The organism is Polaribacter filamentus, from assembly GCF_002943715.1.
Classification (GTDB): domain Bacteria; phylum Bacteroidota; class Bacteroidia; order Flavobacteriales; family Flavobacteriaceae; genus Polaribacter; species Polaribacter filamentus.
The window spans coordinates 467,551-484,654 of sequence record NZ_MQUA01000014.1 but is presented as its reverse complement, the minus strand read 5'-3'; the positions used below and the strand labels follow the sequence as shown (position 1 = coordinate 484,654).

The 17,104-nt window shown below is 33.0% G+C and carries 14 protein-coding genes and 1 pseudogene; 13 read left to right on the top strand and 2 right to left on the bottom strand.

Going from position 1 to position 17,104, the window contains the following annotated elements; all coding sequences use genetic code 11:
• Window positions 1-80: 80 nt before the first annotated feature.
• The 12 genes and pseudogenes from BST83_RS18905 (at window position 81) to BST83_RS18845 (ending at window position 13,230) form a co-directional block, all read left to right on the top strand.
• Window positions 81-974 (top strand): alpha/beta hydrolase-fold protein, encoded by an 894-nt coding sequence (locus tag BST83_RS18905; protein WP_170062833.1) that lies wholly within the window; start codon window positions 81-83, stop codon window positions 972-974.
• An 11-nt stretch (window positions 975-985) separates the two neighbouring features.
• Window positions 986-2,428, top strand: coding sequence for an SLC13 family permease (locus BST83_RS18900; RefSeq protein WP_104811267.1), 1,443 nt, complete (start codon window positions 986-988; stop codon window positions 2,426-2,428).
• Between the two features lie 1,279 nt (window positions 2,429-3,707).
• Window positions 3,708-4,586, top strand: a pseudogene (locus tag BST83_RS18895) (IS982 family transposase).
• A gap of 340 nt (window positions 4,587-4,926) precedes the next feature.
• The gene (locus BST83_RS18885) at window positions 4,927-5,676 is read left to right on the top strand and encodes a DUF1835 domain-containing protein (protein ID WP_104811266.1); all 750 of its coding nucleotides are present in this window, start codon (window positions 4,927-4,929) and stop codon (window positions 5,674-5,676) included.
• A 264-nt stretch (window positions 5,677-5,940) separates the two neighbouring features.
• A complete protein-coding gene (locus BST83_RS18880; protein WP_104811265.1) occupies window positions 5,941-6,417 on the top strand; it encodes a T9SS type A sorting domain-containing protein in 477 nt (158 codons plus the stop codon).
• Window positions 6,418-6,422: 5 nt separating this feature from the next.
• Entirely contained in the window at window positions 6,423-7,856 is a 1,434-nt protein-coding gene (locus tag BST83_RS21215; protein WP_302849506.1) for a DUF8740 domain-containing protein, read from the top strand.
• Window positions 7,857-8,314: 458 nt separating this feature from the next.
• A complete protein-coding gene (locus BST83_RS18870) occupies window positions 8,315-8,725 on the top strand; it encodes a helix-turn-helix domain-containing protein (protein ID WP_104809035.1) in 411 nt (136 codons plus the stop codon).
• Window positions 8,626-9,561 carry an IS3 family transposase gene (locus tag BST83_RS18865; protein ID WP_104809034.1) on the top strand — a complete coding sequence of 312 codons (936 nt, stop codon included), beginning with the start codon at window positions 8,626-8,628 and terminating at the stop codon, window positions 9,559-9,561. The genes BST83_RS18870 and BST83_RS18865 overlap by 100 nt, the downstream gene beginning before the upstream one ends.
• A 151-nt stretch (window positions 9,562-9,712) precedes the next feature.
• A complete protein-coding gene (locus BST83_RS18860) occupies window positions 9,713-10,141 on the top strand; it encodes a nuclear transport factor 2 family protein (protein WP_104811264.1) in 429 nt (142 codons plus the stop codon).
• A gap of 207 nt (window positions 10,142-10,348) precedes the next feature.
• A complete protein-coding gene (locus BST83_RS18855) occupies window positions 10,349-11,353 on the top strand; it encodes an IS30 family transposase (RefSeq protein WP_104811263.1) in 1,005 nt (334 codons plus the stop codon).
• 54 nt (window positions 11,354-11,407) lie between these two features.
• Entirely contained in the window at window positions 11,408-12,712 is a 1,305-nt protein-coding gene (locus BST83_RS18850; protein WP_104811262.1) for a C10 family peptidase, read from the top strand.
• 11 nt (window positions 12,713-12,723) lie between these two features.
• Window positions 12,724-13,230 carry a hypothetical protein gene (locus BST83_RS18845; RefSeq protein ID WP_104811261.1) on the top strand — a complete coding sequence of 169 codons (507 nt, stop codon included), beginning with the start codon at window positions 12,724-12,726 and terminating at the stop codon, window positions 13,228-13,230.
• Between the two features lie 85 nt (window positions 13,231-13,315).
• Here the strand turns inward: BST83_RS18845 and ltrA are convergent, their stop codons facing one another.
• Window positions 13,316-14,596: a group II intron reverse transcriptase/maturase gene (ltrA, locus tag BST83_RS18840; RefSeq protein WP_104808356.1), complete on the bottom strand. Its 1,281-nt coding sequence runs from the start codon at window positions 14,594-14,596 to the stop codon at window positions 13,316-13,318.
• Window positions 14,597-15,305: 709 nt separating this feature from the next.
• Between ltrA and BST83_RS18835 the strand changes: the two genes are divergently transcribed.
• Window positions 15,306-16,019, top strand: coding sequence for a DUF4386 domain-containing protein (locus BST83_RS18835; protein WP_104811260.1), 714 nt, complete (start codon window positions 15,306-15,308; stop codon window positions 16,017-16,019).
• 180 nt (window positions 16,020-16,199) lie between these two features.
• On the opposite strand, the gene BST83_RS18830 is transcribed toward BST83_RS18835, so the two are convergent.
• The gene (locus BST83_RS18830; protein WP_104811259.1) at window positions 16,200-17,090 is read right to left on the bottom strand and encodes a LysR family transcriptional regulator; all 891 of its coding nucleotides are present in this window, start codon (window positions 17,088-17,090) and stop codon (window positions 16,200-16,202) included.
• Between the last annotated feature and the right edge of the window lie 14 nt (window positions 17,091-17,104).

The following is a 17,104-nucleotide window of genomic DNA, read 5'->3' as shown; positions in this document are numbered from 1 at the left end:
TAAAGATAGTTAAATATTCGTTTTTTTTATGTTTTTAGCCACTTTTAATGAAAATATATTTGAAATCAATTTCTTTTTGTTTGCTTTTACTTGCATTTATTTCTTGTTCTGAATCCAATTTAGAAACGAATAATGTTGTTATAAATCCGTCAACTAAAATTGAAGGAACTGGTTTTATTGAGTTTAGCGAGTATGCGCCTTTGGCCGATAAAACTATTAAACTTTTTTTTCATGTTCCTAAAAGTACTTCAAAAAATACTCCAATCGTTTTTGTTTTTCATGGCAATGGCAGAAATGCAAAAGAGTACCGAGATGCAGTTATTAAAAAAGCAAACGAATTTAATTTTATTGTCATTGCACCTGAATTCTCCAACACAAATTTTCCTACAGGCGATTCTTATAATTTAGGAAATGTTTTTATTGATGGTGATAATCCTTCTCCCGAAACTCAGGTATCAGAAGAAAAATGGACGTTTTCTACCATTGAGCCAATTTTTGATTTTGCAAAAGAAAAATCAGCAAATACATCAGAAAAATATACTATTATTGGGCATTCTGCTGGTGCACAATTTGCCCTACGTTTTGCAATGTTTAAACCAGCGGCTAGATTTAATAAAATAATAGCATCTGCTTCTGGTTGGTATACAGTTCCCGATTTTTCTGTGGATTTTCCTTACGGGTTTAAGATAAGTCCTTTAGAAGAAATCAATTTATCAAACTTTTTTTCTAAAGAAATCTATTTACAAGTTGGCGAATTAGACAACAATAAAAATGAAAGCGGATTGCGAAGAAATGAATTTGCAGATGCACAAGGAAACAATAGATATGCACGCGCCTATTACTTTTATAACAAGGCTAAAAATTTAGCAGAGAATAATACGATGTCTTTTACATGGAAAATACAGACTAATAAGGGTTTAAATCATGATTTTAAGCCAGCACTAGAAAAAGCAGTAGATTTACTGTTTAAATAAAACAGCATCCTTTGAAACTAACTAAAAAAAAAATTGGTCTATTTTTAGGCCCAGTCGCTTTTATTGTAACACTTAACTTCATGCATCCTGAAGGTTTATCAGAACAAGCAAATGCAGTTTTGGCATCTGCTTTATGGATTGCTATTTGGTGGATTACAGAAGCTGTTTCTATATCCGTAACCGCTTTATTACCCATTGTTCTTTTTCCATTAAGCGGAGGTTTATCACTTTCTGAGACTACAGCGTCTTTTGGACACAAATATATTTTTCTATTTATAGGTGGTTTTGTTTTATCAATAGCATTAGAAAAATGGAACTTACATAAAAGAATCGCATTACGTATTATAAAAGTTGTTGGCACAAATGTTACGCAAATCATTTTAGGCTTTATGGTTGCTACTGCATTTTTATCGATGTGGATTTCAAACACAGCAACCGCAGTAATGATTTTACCAGTTGGTATGGCAATTGTTACGCAATTAAAAGACAACCCAAATACCGTTGAAAACGAAAATATAATATTTGCAAAAGCCTTAATGCTTGCAATTGCATATAGCGCATCCATTGGCGGAATGGCAACTTTAATTGGTACACCACCAAACTTAGTTTTAGCGGGCGTTGTACAAGAAACGTACAACACAGAAATTACATTTTCGCAATGGTTTCTGTTTGGATTTCCCATAAGCGTCGTTTTTTTAGTATTGTGTTGGTTGTATCTTACTAAAATTGCTTTTAAGTTTAAACAAAAAACATTTCCAGGAGGTAAAAATGAAATCAATAGACAATTAAGAGAATTAGGAAGGTTTTCTTTTGAAGAAAAGTTAATTCTATCTGTTTTCGTTTTGACCGCATTGGCCTGGATTACAAGATCTTTCTTTTTATCAAAATTTATTCCTGCAATAGATGACACCATTATAGCTATAATATCAGCAGTTATTTTATTTATTTTACCAAGTAAAACAAAGGGTGAGAAATTATTAAACTGGGGAGATACTATTAAATTACCGTGGGGAATTTTATTGCTTTTTGGAGGAGGAATGGCATTAGCTTCTGGCTTTGAACAAAGTGGATTAGCCGTTTGGATCGGCTCACAATTAACTTCTTTAGAAACAATACCTTTAATTGTTTTATTATTTATTTTAATAACTTCTGTTAATTTTTTAACCGAGATTACCTCAAATTTAGCAACAACAGCAATGCTTTTACCTGTTTTAGTATCTTTAGCAGCCGCTATTGGCGTTCATGAATATTATTTATTAGTTGGCGCTACAGTTGCCGCTTCTTGTGCTTTTATGTTACCGGTTGCAACTCCGCCAAATGCAGTTGTTTTTGGTTCTGGGTATTTGGAAATTCAGGATATGGTTAAAAAAGGGGTTTGGATGAACCTTATTTCTATCATTTTATTAACCTTAATCGTTTATTTTATTTTACCACTTATTTGGGGATTTTCTTAAATCTACCTATTTTAATAAAACATTCCGATGTAATAGACAAAAAAGTTATTGAAACCTTCCATAACCCTATTTTTTTATTAGCTTTGAAGCAAATCAAAAGTATTTAACCGTTATTTTATACTGTTTTACTTGTTGTACAAACCACATGGCGTTTTGGTTATACGCTTTATAAAACATGCCTTCTTTAAAAAGTGCAAAGCATTAGGCTGTGCTGCCAAATTTACTTTTTCTTTTAATGTCATTTTTTTGTTAAAAACCAACGTATTTGTTGTTCATCTTTACGCTTTTGAGAAACCCTTACAATGTTACAAACTGGGTGTTAAAAAAATAGACCGCCAGGGCAGTATTTATTAAACTGTTTGCCCTAACAGGACATACGGTTTAAGTATAAAGGGTACAAATTACAAAGTAATTGCTTGATTAGTTTCACTACGTTGTTGTTTTATTTTTTCTAAGTCTTTTTAACATTATACTTTCAAAAAAAGAGATGGACAAGGCTTTTGAATTCTTTAGTGAACGCTTTGTTTCTTTTTCTCTAATTAATGTACAATTCGCTCCTTGACTTCTGTTGGCTGCTTATATTCCAAGAATCATATTATTTCTGTAATAATTGTCATCTTCACCTATGAAAAAAATTTATGGAACTTTCTGTGTTTCGCTTGAAGTTATGCATTAGTATAATATACACCCTTGTTAACTAAAAAAGAAATGACTTTTTCTGGTTTCCTAGATGCAAATTCACAATTAAATCCTCCCCCTGCGGAAAAACCAAATAAAAGAAGAGGTAATTGAATAATATTTTTATTTGACATTGCCTTACTGTATTTTTCTATTGATTTAAGTAAAATATCTCCGCTAGCTTTTGAGGCATCTCTGTAAGGACATCTTCCCTCAAGCTTTTGATACTCTTTAAAATGAATTGCTACAATAATAAGGTTATGTTTAGTTGCAAATTTTTGCCAAACTGTATCTAAAACACCTTCTCTACCGTCATCATTAAATCCAAAAGTAAGAACTAAAATACCGCTGTAATTGTCATTTAAATTTGAATTCGAAAATATAAATTCTGCTAATTTATAATTTTAACCATTATGAAAGCTAAAATCTTCTTTTTAAGCATTAGTATGAAGACTGATAAAAAGTGTAGCAATAATAAATATTAATTTTTTCATATTGTTAGTATTAAGTAACCCGTTGTGCATTATAAATAGTTAAAAAAAGTTATTCATTTGACTATTAAAAGTCGTATATTTAATTGACAATCAATCGATTAAATACGATGAATAACTTTAGAGCAAATTACGATAAAATTTTAGAAGTCTTAGCCACAATTACAGAAAAGGAACAATTTTTACGTCAAAACAGGAAACCATAACTAAAAGACATTGAATTAATCGCTATGAATTTAACAGCAGAATATATGGCTATAGACAGTGAGTGTCAGTTGTTTCGGGATATTCCAGAATATTTGTTTGCTAAAATAGAGCGATCAGTTTACAATAAACGGAAGCGAAAATTATTTTTTGCCATTGAATTTATAAGAACTCAACTCTCCAATAAGTTCACGGAGTTTGAAAACTATTATGTAGTAGATAGTATGCCTTTGGAGATTGTAAAACTCTCAAGAAGCGGGAGAAGTAAAGTTTGTAAGGAGTACTTTTATTCAGCCCCAAATAGAGGTTATTGTGCTAGTCAAAACATGCATTATTATGGCTATAAAATACATGCTGTTTGTTCTATTGATGGCGTGTTTAAAAGTTTTGATATTAGCAAAGCTTCTGTACATGATATTCATTATTTAAAAGACATTAAAAATCAGTTTAATAACTGTGTGGTTTTAGGGGACAAAGGATACCTAAGTGCTGACTATCAGTTAGATTTATTTGAGAGTAAACAAATTAAATTAGAAGTTACAATGCATAAAAATCAACAGAATTACAAAAAACAAACGTATATTTTTGGGAAGAAAAGAAAACGAATTGAGACCTTGTTTTCTCAACTTTGTGACCAGTTTAAAATACGGAATAATTATGCGAAAACTTTTGAAGGTTTTAAGACAAGAATTCTCTCAAAATTAACAGCACTAACTATCATTCAATACATTAACAAATTTGTTTTTAATAGGAATATAAACAATTTAAAAGTCAATATTGTTTAAATGCACAACGGGTATATTTATGTATATATTTTTCAAATTTAGAAATTATATATATTCATCAATATTTTTTTCAATATTTATTGGACTTTGTGCTTTGAATATAATATTACCTGTAATTTTTGCCATTAGGACAAATAAAGGAAAGTCCGAAAGTTTGTACCCAAATTTAATTAAACTAATAAAATAACTGGTGGCAACACCGTACAAAATTAATTGCTTGCTTATTGCTTACTTACGAAAATCCTCACGGATTTTCTTTGTCAGTAATTATTTATTAACTTTATTGCTTAACCAACGCAACTAACCTTGCACAACAACGTTAGCGGTTATTAAAAAACAAATGAGAAAACAATATCATATACTTAATGGTGATTCTTTAAAGGAACAATTTCCTGAAAATCTTCAAGGTGAAATTATGGTAGCTAAAGAATGTTTAGTAGACGGAAGTGTGAAAGGAAAGAGCCTAACTGATTTTTTTAAAACCAGAGCCGAATTTATTAGTAGCAATTATGATGGTTATACTGAACAGGACTATTTCGAAAAGACAGTTCCTGAATTTCAGAGAATGCAAAACATTCCTGATAATACAGATATTAATCTATGGTTCGAGGATGACTTATTTTGTCAAGTAAACTTTTGGTTCGTAATTAACTTTTTAAGTAAATCACATCAGAACAATCATTTTTTTCTTATTAGACCCAAATCACATAGCCAATATGGTTTTGGAGGCCTAAATAAATCGGAATTAATTTCAATTTACGATAACAGATTGGAATTAACCGAACTCGATGAACTAGCAAGACTTTGGGAATCTTATCAAATCAATGATACCGAAAAATTGATTAAAACATCAAGTCAATTAAAAAACTCTTACCCATTCATAGTTGCTGCAGTCGAAGCACATATTGAACGAATACCAACTAATAGAGAATTGGGAAGACCGAGTCAATCTCTTCTTCAGATAATGGAGGAACTCAAAACAGATGAATTTGGACCAGTATTCAGGGAATTTAATAAACGAGAAAGCATTTATGGATTTGGGGATTTACAAGTGAAAAGATTATTTGATGAAATAAAAAACAACCGCTAACAATGGCTATAATTAATACGGGTTTTGGTGCTTAACTCAAAGTTCAAAGCTTTAAACCAAGTCCGCCAAATCTTTTGATTTGGCTTTAAAACAAAAAGATAAAACAAAATAAAAAGTTTTGGCTAAGTGCTTAATCTAAAGTTCATCACTTTTAATTTCCGTACTAACCATAGCCGAGACGTTAGCAAACATTTAAAAACCAATAAAAAAACCACATAATATTAATAATAATACCTTTGACAAATAATTAAACTTTATAAAACTATGAAATATAAAAAGACAATTACAAGCATTGCGTTTCTAATACTCGGCTTAGGAGGATTACAAGCACAAAAAACAGTAACTACTGCAGGTAATAAAGCAACAGGAATAGGAGGAACAGCCAGTTACACGGTAGGACAAGTAGTTTACACTGCAGGTACAGGAACAAACGGAAGCGTAGAGCAAGGAGTGCAACAACCTTTTGAGATTTCTACAACTCTAGGCGTAAACGAAACAACGATTAATTTAGAACTGAGTGTTTACCCAAACCCAACTGCAGATTTTCTAACCTTAAAAGTAGAAAAGATTGAAAATTTACATTATCAATTAATTGATATGCAAGGTAAACTGATAGAAAGTAAAACAGTGAGGAGTAATTCCTCTAACATAAGTTTAGAGAATCAGCCCACAGCCACCTACTTGTTAAAAGTAACCAAAAACAACCATTTAATTAAAACATTTAAAGTAATTAAAAACTAAAAACAATGAAAAAGATATATTCAATAATTGCAGCACTAATGCTAACAGCATCCGTTTTTGCACAAGCACCCGAAAAAATGAGTTATCAGGCAGTGGTTAGGGATGCAGGTAATGCATTAGTAACTACTCAACCTGTAGGTATGCAAATAAGTATACTACAAGGCGGTTCAACAGGAACACCTGTTTATGTAGAAACGCAAACTCCAACAACCAATGCCAATGGTTTGGTAAGTTTAGAAATTGGAACTGGGACATTGGTAAGTGGAGATTTTAGTATCATTGATTGGGGAAACGATACTTATTTTATAAAAACCGAAACTGACCCAACAGGAGGAACAACTTATACTATTACAGGTACAACTCAATTAATGAGTGTACCTTTTGCTCTTTATGCAAAAACATCTGGTAGCTCAATAGCTGGACCAACGGGTGCAACTGGACCTACAGGTGCTGCTTCAACAGTAGCTGGACCTACAGGAGCAGCTGGTGCTGCAGGAACAACAGGAGCTGCTTCAACGGTAGCTGGACCTCAAGGACCAACGGGTGCAACAGGACCAACAGGAGCTGCTTCAACAGTAGCTGGACCAACTGGTGCAACAGGACCAACAGGAGCTGCTTCAACAGTAGCTGGACCAACGGGTGCAACAGGACCAACAGGAGCTGCTTCAACAGTAGCTGGACCAACGGGTGCAACAGGACCAACAGGAGCTACTTCAACAGTAGCTGGACCAACGGGTGCAACAGGACCAACAGGAGCTGCTTCAACACTAGCTGGACCAACGGGTGCAACAGGACCAACAGGAGCTACTTCAACAGTAGCTGGACCAACGGGCGCAACGGGTGAGACAGGAGCTGCTTCAACAGTGGCTGGACCAACAGGACCAACGGGTGAGACAGGTGCTGCTTCAACAGTAGCGGGACCTACAGGACCAACGGGTGCGACAGGAGCCGCTTCAACAGTAGCTGGACCTACAGGACCAACGGGTGCGACAGGAGCCGCTTCAACAGTAGCTGGACCTACAGGACCAACGGGTGCGACAGGCGCTGCTTCAACAGTAGCTGGACCAACGGGTACAACAGGACCAACAGGAGCTGCTTCAACAGTAGCTGGACCAACGGGTGCAACAGGACCAACAGGACCTGCTGGTGCTGGCAACTTAATCGTTACTCTAGTTTCATCGAACGTAACAATTACTGATGAAGACCAACTTGTCAGAATCGATGGTTTAAGAACAATTACTTTACCAGCAAGTCCTACAACAGGAAGACGTTTATATTTAACTACTAATAATACAAGCGCTATTGTCAGTGTAACTGGAAATATCTTATTTTTCGGAGGTTTCGGGAACTTCGGAACTGATACATTTCAAAATCTATTCGGGTCTAGTTTAGCTTTATTGATTTATGATGGTACTGATTGGGTAGTAGTAAATTTCTAAACTAGAACTTTTAAGAGTCTTCAGAGACTATGATCTTTCATTCTGCAATCAAGACCTGTTAATTCATTAACAGGTCTTGATTGCAGAAACAAGAGGTAAAGCTCTTAACCCCAATGGACAAACGATTGCGGAAACAGAGACATATAACTTTACCATAAAAATGAGAACGTTGGGTAACACTATATATAGCAAATAGGGCCTTTGGTGGTTTAGGTAAGTTCAGTGCTATTTACAAACACCGCCAAATCGTTAGATTACCCGATAGGGAAATATTTAAAAACTTGGCTTTTAAGAATGAATAAATAAAAAGCAAAATACAACGTTTTGGCTCAGTGCAAACTAGAAAGTTTATTGTTTTCTACTGCCCTACTTGCCATATACAATCACGTTATGTGCAAGCTGAAAAAATGACAATTCCTGAAATAGGTTGACAAAAAATTAAACACTTTTAGCAACTTATGACACTAACAAAAAAACACCCCTGTCCAAAAAAGAAGTATCAAAAAATTGGTTTTGATCTCAAACTTTCCATCATTGACCAAATTACAAACGGTCAGATTTCTGTAAATTATGCAGCTAAATTGCATGGAATTTCTCGATCATCTATTACCTATTGGATGAAAAAATTGCGTTCCTTTGAACAAAATTCTAAAACAATGAGTAAAAATCAAGAACTTAAAAAACTCAAAGAACGTGTCGAAGAACTCGAGTTCGTTAAAGACTTTCAACAAATGATAATCGCTGATTTTGAGAATAGTACAAATCTTGGATTCGCAAAAAAGTTATTGCCCGAAGCACTGTACAAAGAAGTGGAGAAAAAAATGAAAGACCTTTCAAAGAGAAATGGATCCACCAATGCTTCGGTATAAGCAGACAGGCTTATTACAAAAGAATCAAAAAACAAGAATTAGAACAAAAACAAGCACTTATTATCTTTGAGCTAATAAAGCCCATTAGGCTTTTACAGCCTCGTTATGGTTGTGCAAAAGTATATTTGGATATCAAGGGTGATTTAATCAAAAACGGCATTAAAATGGGGCGTGACAAGTTCTACGCCTTAATGAGAAACTATGGCTTATTGATTAAGAAAACTAAAAAATATCATATTACAACTGACTCTAATCATGGCTTTTACAAATCAGAAGATTTAACTGTAAACCTTGAAATTATAAACGCAGAACAAGTATTTGTAAGCGATATAACCTACATTAAATTAGCATCACAACATGCCTATTTAGCGCTGGTTACGGATGCCTATTCTAAAAAAGTAATGGGCTATAAAATAGATACAAATATGAAAGTAAAACTAGTAAAAGATGCTCTGGAAATGGCTGGCAATAATCGAATTTACAAACATCAAAACACAATTCATCACTCTGATAGAGGGATACAATATTGCTGTCCTGATTTTGCAGATTTTGCCAAAGCAAAAAACATGACTTTAAGTACAACTCAAAACTCAAGCCCATACGAAAATGCTGTAGCTGAAAGGATTAATGGAATTCTAAAACAAGAATTTGGATTAGGGAAAACGATTCCAAACTTTAAAACAGCTCAAAAAATGGTCAAACAGGCTATTGAAATTTATAACAACCATAGAAGACATTACTCAGTAGAGTTGAAAACACCCGAGTTTGCTCACAAAAACCAACAACACAAATACAAATCTTATAGAAAAATGAAAAAATCTATTTTAAATACGTAAGGAATGTTGGTAACTTTTTTAAAACCCGGAGGGAATTTTTTAAAAAAGTTATCAATGTTCCGATTACTAAACACTATTTTTGATCATAAAATTCATAACAAAAATTGACAACCTATTTCAGGAGAAGACATTAATAATTAAAAACACATAAATGAAAAGAATAATTATCCTTGTTATCCTATCAATTTCTGTAGCGACTTCTCAGGCTCAATCAATAACAGATGAAAATGCTGTAATAGAAAAGACAATTTTAAACTATATAGAAAATTTCTTTGAGAACAATTATGACGCAATGAATGAATCATTACATCCACGGCTTGCTAAAAGAGGACTGAATCAAGACGGTACATTAAGCGATGATTTCCCTCCTGAAAAACTAAAAGAACTTATGTTAACAAAACAAAAGTTTAAAATAGAGCATCAATATAATGTCGTAGAAAATATTATCGTTTATGGGAATATGGCCAGTGCGAGTTTGAAAACCGGATACCCAAAAACTAGATGGACTGAATATATTCACCTCGTAAAGCTTGAAGGGAATTGGAAAATAATCAATGTGTTTTGGGAATTCAAAAAATAAAGTCAGCATATAACAATGGGTATAAAAAATTGCTTAAATCAGTAAAATAAAACTTTTCTAAAATAAAAAAATATTAAATTTAAACATCGGAAAATTACGATTACAAAATCGCAACTTTCCATACCCTAAACCGTTATCTTTAATTTAAAACCAAAATCTTCCATTCAATAACTTAACGCAACAAATCTAAATTTATAGATTTGTAAAATGATAGTAAAAAAACACAGACGACTTACCCTTAAAGAAAGAGTCCAAATTCAGACACTTTTAAACGAAAAAAAGACCAAAACATACATTACTAAAACTCTTGATAGAGCACCTTCTACAATCTCCAGAGAAATCAATAAATGGGTGCTAGATAATAATGATATTTATGATGCTGAACTAGCACATTGGAATGCAAAAGATGAGTACGCTAACAAAAGGAATAGAGATAAAATAAGTACATATTCTCTGTTAAGATTTTTTGTATATAAAGGACTTTTATCCAATTGGACTCCTGAACAAATTTCTGGGAGACTTAAAGAATTGTATCCGAATGATCCTATAATGGCTATTTCTCACGAAGCAATATATAGACACATTTATACAAGACCACAAGCTAGTTTAAATAAAAAACTAATCAAGCTGCTCGTTCGTAAAAAAACAACAAGAAACCCCTCTAAAAAAAGACGTGGTGGAGGAAGTAAAATAGTCAATCAAGTCAGTATTGACAATAGACCTGGACATATTGAACTTAGACTTGAAGCTGGACATTGGGAAGGTGATTTAGTCATTGGAAAAGATCATAAAAGTGCTATTGGAACCATTGTTGAACGCAAAACAAGATTTACTATAATAGTAAAATTAAACTCTAAAAAAGCAGATGAAGTGGCTAAAGAATTTTCTAAAAAGTTAAATCAATTAAACAATAATCTTAAAAAATCTATGACTTATGACAATGGAATTGAAATGGCAAGACATGAAAAAATTACTGAAAATACCGGTATGAAAATTTACTTTGCTCATCCATATTCTTCTTGGGAAAGAGGTACTAATGAAAACACAAATGGACTCATAAGAAGGTATCTACCTAAAGGAACAAACTTTAATGAAATTAGTGAAAATCAACTCCAAATTATTCAGGAAAAACTTAATAATAGACCACGAAAAATTATTGGGTATAAAACACCTCTTGAAATGATAAATATTGAACTAAAATTAGTAGCTTAGTAACATCAAAAATTAATAACGTTTTGTTGCGTTACAACGTTGAATCCAAGAATTATGAAAAAAAACAAACTGATTAACGGACTGAAACTCGTCTTCGCTATTACATTATTATCATTTTATTCCTGTGATAATGAACCCATTGACGGAGAACTAAATTCAAATTCCAATCAAATAATTCAAGGAACAGAAATAACAGAAGAAGTTGCTAAAGAAGTCGCTTTAATTTTTTTTAATAAAACCTACAAATCACAAAACTATCTACAAAAAAACAGTACCCAAACAAAAACTACTATATCTTCAATTGAAACAATAAAAGACTACAATAGTAAAACAGGTATCTATATTGTTAATATGGAACCTGAGGGATTTGTTTTAGTTACTTCAAACTCAAAAAACGTGCCTATTGCAGCCCACTCAGAAACAGGTGCTTTTGAATTTAATGAAAATTCCCCTGATGGATTAAAAAGTTGGATTGCTGAAAATATTGTTTTCAATGATATTTTAGAAGCAAGAGAACCTATTGAAGAGGTTGAAAAACAATGGTACTATGTTATGCCTTTTCCAGATGACGATACTAATCCTGATGATGACGGAGAAACAGGAAGTGGTAATAATTCAAACTCAAATGCGAGATATAGTCACACAGTAAATGAACAAGTTGGACCATTAATGCAAACAACTTGGGGACAAAATTTTCCATATAATAATTTCACCCCAAACAATAACCCAACTGGTTGTGTTGCAGTAGCTACAGCGCAAATAATGCATTATCATGAATGGCCCAATAATTTTAATTGGGCAGGTATGCCAAACCGTCCTTTCACGACAAATACAGGTTTAGAAATTGCATCACTAATGTCTGACATTGGTATTAATGTAAACATGAATTATTCAGCATCTAGTTCTGGAGCAGATTCCGAAGATGCAAAAAATTCTTTAATTAATGATTACGGATATTCTTCTACTGCGACATATTCTTCTTATAATTTTAGCACAGTAAAGCAAGAAATTTATATGTACAATCGCCCTGTTTATATGGATGGTTATCATTCTTTTGAAACAAGTGGAACTTGGTTTTGGAAACAGACAAGCTATCAAGATGGTCACGCTTGGGTTTGTGATGGTTACAAACAACAATATGATTTATATATTTACAATGAAGGCACAACATATGAATACACCCAACAAGAAAACAGATATGAATGGTTACATATGAATTGGGGCTGGAACAATGCAGGTAATGGTTGGTTTTACAAAAACCATCTTTGGGTAAATGGCGTAAATATTTTAGTTGACGGTAATGCGGTTAATCCAAACTTTCAATATAATAGAGAATGCATATATAGAATTAAACCTTAAAAAATAAATTTATGAAAAAATTAATTTTTTTACTACTAGCAACTATACTAATAGTTTCTTGCAGTTCAGATGACAATAATAATGATAACGATTATTATAATTTAGACACGGATATAATTTTCACATTTAAAGATTCAAATGGAAACGACTTGTTAAACCCTAACAATCCAAATGCATATTTAAGTGAACCTATAAAAATTTTCTACTTAAAAGAAAATGGAGAAATTGAAGAAGTTTATAATTCTAATTTAGATGCTTCAAGAAACTTTAAAATTATAACACCCGAAGATTCTGGTTCAGATATTTATGCTTTTCAACTATTTCCAAATACTTATATAATGGAAAATGCAGTTACATATATTGAATGGAATGATACGGAAACAGATACTATTAAAACAAATTATAGATATGGAGATAATCACACAGTTTGTAATAAAGTTTGGTATAATGACACAAATGTTTGGACAGAAAACACAGATATAAATACTGGAAGAATCTTTGAAATAATAAAAAACTAAAGATAATCGAGTAGACGGCTGACTACCAAAAAGTAGCCAGTGCGCCTCTCACACCACCGTACGTACGGGTCTCGTATACGGCGGTTCACCAAATTGAAGTTTGCTTCTTATTTATGTAATCTACCATGGGTTTGTAACCTTTTCTTTTAAGTATAGAAAGGGTAATTGTAGTTTTAAGTATAGGGCTTTGGGCTACTGCCCAGCCTCCCATTCTTGTTCTACTCCAAGCATACGCTTGTCCGTTTTCTATTCCTAATCGAATTAGGCTTTTACGTTTTCTTTCTAGTTTTTTCCAATCATGCCAAATGCAATATCGTAACCTATTTCGCAACCATTCATCCAACTTTTTAAGTTTAGCATAAATGTTTGTTAATCGGTAATTATTCATCCAGCCCCTGCAAACTTGATTTAGTCGCTCGAGTCTTTCTAGTAAAGACATTGGTTTGGTTTTCTTGGTTAAACTTTTAAGATTGCGCTTAAACTTTTCCCAACTTTCCTGTTTTACAACTAGTTGATACTGCCCTTTTATGCCTTTCTTATAGATTGGCACAAAACCGTGTCCTAGCAATTTAAAATTTACAGGTCTGCGTATACCACTTTTAGCACCATTTATAGGGAGCTTTAATTTGTCTCTAAGAAACAAATACATGCTATTTCCTATTCGTTTTGCCTCGCTTTTGCTTTTAGCATACATACTAAAATCGTCTGCATAACGCACATATCGTACCCCTTGTTTTTGCATTTCTTTATCCAGAACGTCTAATATAATATTAGATAGTAATGGACTTATTGGACTGCCTTGTGGAATTCCTTTTCGGCGTTTATAAAGTTTTCCATTTATTGAAATGGGAACTCTAAGCCATTTTCGGATTAAACGCAAGGTGGTTCGGCATTGTACTTTGTTGTAAATAAGTTGCAGTAGGATGCAATGGTCTACTTCATCGAAGAATCCTTTTAAGTCAATATCTACAATATCCTGATAGCCATCATTGATGTATCGCTGGGCTTGTAGTACTGCCTTTTGGATGTTCTTCTGTGGGCGAAATCCGTAACTAAAGGTTTCAAATTCGTATTCGAACTTAGTCATTAATTGTTGGTTTACCCCCTGTTGTAACCATCTGTCTACTACCGTTGGTATTCCTAAAAGTCGGGTTTTACCATTTCCTTTAGGGATCGTTACTCCTAAAATTGCTTGTGGTACATAGCTATTATTACAAATGGATAGCAGTAGTTCTGACCTATTTTCCCTAATGTATTCAGGGAGTTTTTGATGCGACATACTGTCTATTCCGCTTGCTCCTTTATTGCGCATAACTTGACGTGCTGCTTTATAAAGATTCGTAGCTTCTAATACTTGGGCAATCATAGTTTTAAATAATTTGTTTACTCCTGTTGAGCTAAGACTAGGCTAGCAATGCCTCCTAGTCGAATTACAACGTAATTTAATGTTCAGTCCTTCCTTACTTGTGAGACCGTGAGGGTTTTTCCCTCCTCGTTTCCTGTAAGTACTATGACTTCTGCTGACTTCTCTATACAGCCAACTCGTGGCTCTAGAGACCTCCCCAGGTAATGGCATCTTCTTTCACTCAATTCCTGCCGTATCTACATACTTACCCTTTTGTTACTCTTTTGGGCGTTACAATGATGTGCTTGCTTACCCAAGTAAATATGCCGCTGTATACGATTTCTGTTCGTCAGTAACGAGTTTTGTAGTCTCGCTTTCTTCAGATGTAACTTCGCAGTTACCACCCTTGCGACTTACTAATGCTTCAAGACGTTACTCCTGTGCATAAGGGACTTGCACCCTCTAGTTGAATAACTTATCTTGCGATAAGTTAAAGATGCCCATACTGGGCACACACACGGTATATAAAAAATAGCGGTTTAAATGCTTAAACGAAAATAAATTCTATAAATTTAAAATCAGCAATAATCCGAAAAGTAAGTGCTTAAAAATCCGCTACTTTTCATATAAAAACCGTTATCTGCAATTAAAATCAAGAAAAATCGTATGTTCTATTATAACATTCTAATTACTAAATCGTCTTGAAATTATCAATCAAAAAGGTAAGAAAATGAACTCAAAGAAAAAAAACGCAAGAATAGCGGGATTAATGTATCTATTAATGGGAATAACAGGTGCTTTTGGTATCATGTATGTACCCTCCAATATTATGGTAGCGGGAAACGCAACAGCAACAGCCAATAACATTATGGATTCTGAATTACTTTTTCGCTTAAGTATGATAAGTAATCTAATCAGCCAGACGATTTTTGTCTTTTTGGTCTTGTCTCTAAATCGCTTACTTAAAGGGGTTAACCCCAAACACGCTAGGCTGATGGTTACATTGGTTACGATTTCGGTGCCAATAGCTTTCCTGAATATACTTAATCTAGTTGCAGCCCAGATACTTGTTAGTGGGGCTGATTATCTAACCATTTTTGATGAAAACCAATTAAATTCTATTATGATGGTGTTCCTAAATTTGTACGAACATGGGATTTTTATTGTTGGAATATTTTGGGGGCTTTGGCTTTATCCACTTGGACTGCTAGTTATTAAGTCGAAATTTATTCCAAAAATTATAGGAATTTTCTTAATAATTGGGTGTTTTGCTTATTTGACTGATAGTTTTACTTCATTACTTTTTCCACTTTATAAAGAAATTATTTTTCCTATTTTGATAGTTCCTTTGGCGATTGGGGAATTTTCAATTATCTTTTGGCTTTTAATAAAAGGAGTAAAGACCCAACAATCTCACATCAAAAAAGGAGATAACAATGTATAAAAATAATAAAGGTTAAATGCTCGACCGAAAGTGCAGTACATTTTGCAAAGTCCGCCAAATTTACAATTTGACGGTTAAAAGAAAATTAACGGTAAATTTGGCTAAGTGCTAATTCGAAAATTAAGTGCATTTTAATCCCTTACTATTCTTATACAAACCGTTCTCTGCAAGCTAAAAAAACTAGTCCGTTGAAAATTCATCAGTAAAGTTTGAAATGAAATCTTGAATATATTTTTTAGTTTTATCAGACTTACGGATGACTAAAAAATGACTTCTTTTTAAACCATTTTTACCAATTCTCTTGTAAACTAAATCATCTGATAATTTAAATGATTTTAAAGCCCACTTTGGCATACATAATATTCCCATATTAGCATTAACCATTTCTAAAGCAACCTCAGTAAGTGGAATAGCGGAAATTTTAAAAGGCATAATTTTACTTGGATTCAAAAATTGTTCATAAACAGAAACCGTTTCTAAAGGAAAGGAGTGGATAATTAGATGTATATCAGAAAAACAACTAACATCAAGAAATTCAACTTTATTTAATAAATTTTCTTTATGCATAATAGCAAAAATTTCATCTTCAAAGACTTCAACACTTAATAATAACTCGTTTTCAGGGTTTGATGTAACTATGGCTATATCAATTTCATTTGATAAAATCTTTGCAATGGGTTGATGGGTAGCTTCAAGAATTAGATCAACAGTAATTTCAGGATATAATAATCCCATTTTTTGAATAAAATTAGGCAATCCTTGATAAAAAGAAAAGCACTTTGTACTAACTCCAATACTCCCTACCGAACCCGTTGTTATTTTCTGAATCTTATCAAAACTCTTTTCAATACTGGCAAAAATATTATTTGCTAATTTATATAACTCATTACCCTCCTCTGTTAACTCCCATTTATTTCGAGCTCTATGAAACACTTTAAAACCAAGTTGTTCCTCTAACTCCTTTAATTGATGACTTAAAGCGGATTGAGTTAAAAATAACCTTTTAGATGAATTAACAATGCTCCCCTCTTCGGTAATGGTTTTTATTAATCTAAAATATTTGATTTCCATAAATGTAAAGCTAC